We start from the raw sequence: 2,319 nt of genomic DNA, 5'->3' as shown, positions 1-2,319 counted from the left end.
TCTCCCATCTCACTTTTCCCGCGCAATGAGCAAGATCAATAAAACTAAAAATGACTCCGTTACTCTGTAATTACGACGTCACTCTGAATTTTTCTTCACCCGTTAATATCACCCACGATATTCTGGCGATCTTATTGGCCAGCGCGATAGCCACAATATTAACCGGACGACGCTGCAGCAGCTTTTTTATCCACTCACCATAGTTATCGTGCCTTCGGTTTACATGGTAAATCACTGCTTTGGCTCCCTGAACCAACAGATTACGGATATAACCATCACCCCGTTTTGTTATTCCCGCGAGTCTGGTTTTTCCACCACTGGAATATTGTCTGGGGGTTAACCCTAGCCAGGCAGCAAAGTGTCGGCCATTTTTGAACAGACCAGGGTCTCCAACACGGCTGACAATGGCCGTGGCGATCACCGGCCCAATACCGGGAATGGTGGCTAACCGTTGGCAGGCATCGTTTTCTTTGAAATACCGGTCAATCATTGCGTTAAGCTCACCGATCCACGTCTGTAAACAGGATAATTGTTCAAGATACATCATGCCCAGCTTTCTCAGGATAGGGGTTATCGCTGACTCACCGTTCTCGATAAACTCAAGGAGACCTTTTTTTAGTGAAGACAGTCCGGCCGGAAATATAACGCCTTCTTCTGAAAACAGACTGCGGATCTGATTTGATTTCGCTGTTCTTTCCTGAATAGCCCCTTCCCGCATTCGGTGCAATGACTGTAATGATTGCTGTTCAGCACTTTTTATGGGCACACAGTGAATATCCTGTCTTGTTACCGCCATACAGATCGCAGCAGCGTCATTAGCATCATTTTTTCCGCCGACACAGCGCCAATACAGTGGCACCGCCGGACGTGTCGAGAATAGTCAAATCGGCGTCTTCCTCTGTTATGCCGGTCAAGGCGGCCATGCCTTTATTGACCGGGCGTTATACCTGCCCAAGCAGTGGACTGATGACCGTCCACGTTGTGAAGCCGCCGGCATTCCTGACTCGGTGAGCTTTGCCACCAAGCCGCAACTCGCCCGGCAGATGCTGGAACGCGCATTAGAGGCCGGTGTGCCCTGTCGTTGGGTGACGGCAGATACCGTTTATGGTCAGGATTGTCGCCTGCGCTGCTGGCTGGAGTCCCGATATCAACCGTTTGGGCTGGCGATCCCCAAAAATGAACCGTTGTGGTGGCAAGGGCCGACCCCTGTCAGAGCGGACAAGATAGTGGACAGCCTGACGCCTCAGCAATGGGAAAAACATTCTGCGGGGCGGGGAGCGAAAGGCGAACGTCAGTATGACTGGATTCGGGTGCCGCTCTGGCGTTTACCACTCAGTGAGAAAGAACGGGAATATGGCCATTATCTGCTGGTCCGGCGCAGCCGAGATGAGAAACAGGAACGGGCTTACTTTGTGGTGTATGCGCGCCGAGAACAGGCTGACCTGAAGACCCTGGCTCAGGTGGCAGGGCATCGCTGGGAAATTGAAAGTGGTTTTAAAGAAACCAAAGGGGAGTGCGGTCTGGATCACTACGAAGTGCGGCAATGGCATAGCTGGTATCGGCATATTACGCTGTCGTTACTGGCCCATGCGGTTTTGGCAGTTTTGCGGATACGGGAGAAAAAAAACGCCGAAGGGGCTGATAGCCCTCAGTGTGGCTGAACTGCGTAAGCTACTGTCAAAATTAATGGAAAAAACGGGAGAAACAGTCGAACAGACTTTACATTGGTCATCTTGGCGACGACGACACCAATATTGTGCACAACAATGTCATTATCGCCGCCGGGATCACCTTATGATGACAGAGCGTTTACGGCTGTAGTACTAGATGGGACTTGTTCCCCAGCAATACAGTACGGGAGGGAACTGCTGGTGAGACAGCAGGTTTCATCGCACTATAACTTATTGGGTGAAACAATCACAGGAACAGCCTCGTATCACACCACAAACTTATTTACAGGGTGATAGAAGAGGCTTAGCCTCTTCTATCAGAATCATACTAATACTTCCAATTTCTTAAGCCGGCAATAATTGCCTTCATCTACAACCCGAATAGTTCGCCCATCTCCAGATAGATTTATTAAAATAAATCCATCCCACCCCCCACCCCACTGATAATCCATATTTCCGATGGGGAAAAAACCGAACTGACGTCCACCAACATTTTCTAGCGTCACAAAAATAACTCTGCCAATTATATTTTCCCCAAAAGATGCAGATTTTCCCTTCTCAAGCGTTCCATCATATAATGTTCTTAGTCCCTTACTCCCTCCAGACAACCCCAAATACCTACTATCACTCTCCCCTCTGGTATAACACT

Annotated in this window: 3 protein-coding genes and 1 pseudogene; 2 read left to right on the top strand and 2 right to left on the bottom strand. The window is 49.3% G+C overall.

Translation table 11 applies throughout. The features are described from left to right. Nucleotides 1-70 precede the first annotated feature (70 nt). A complete protein-coding gene (locus FE394_RS19045; protein WP_319927892.1) occupies nt 71-859 on the bottom strand; it encodes an IS110 family RNA-guided transposase in 789 nt (262 codons plus the stop codon). Here FE394_RS19045 and FE394_RS19040 point away from each other — a divergent pair. Together FE394_RS19040 and FE394_RS19035 are read left to right on the top strand one after the other, a co-directional pair. Beyond that, nucleotides 840-1,661: pseudogene (locus FE394_RS19040) on the top strand (IS701 family transposase); the annotation flags it as partial. The gene FE394_RS19045 and the pseudogene FE394_RS19040 sit on opposite strands and share 20 nt — an antisense overlap. Next, the gene (locus tag FE394_RS19035) at nt 1,654-1,821 is read left to right on the top strand and encodes a hypothetical protein (protein WP_319927891.1); all 168 of its coding nucleotides are present in this window, start codon (nt 1,654-1,656) and stop codon (nt 1,819-1,821) included. The pseudogene FE394_RS19040 and the gene FE394_RS19035, both read left to right, overlap by 8 nt. Before the next feature lie 172 nt (nt 1,822-1,993). Here the strand turns inward: FE394_RS19035 and FE394_RS19030 are convergent. After that, a partial coding sequence (locus tag FE394_RS19030; RefSeq protein WP_319927890.1) for a hypothetical protein occupies nt 1,994-2,319 on the bottom strand: 326 nt, incomplete at its 5' end.

It is taken from the genome of Xenorhabdus littoralis (assembly GCF_033949345.1).
Classification (GTDB): Bacteria; Pseudomonadota; Gammaproteobacteria; order Enterobacterales; family Enterobacteriaceae; genus Xenorhabdus; species Xenorhabdus littoralis.
The sequence above is the reverse complement of the archived record's forward strand: the minus strand, read 5'-3'. Positions and strand labels throughout refer to the sequence as shown.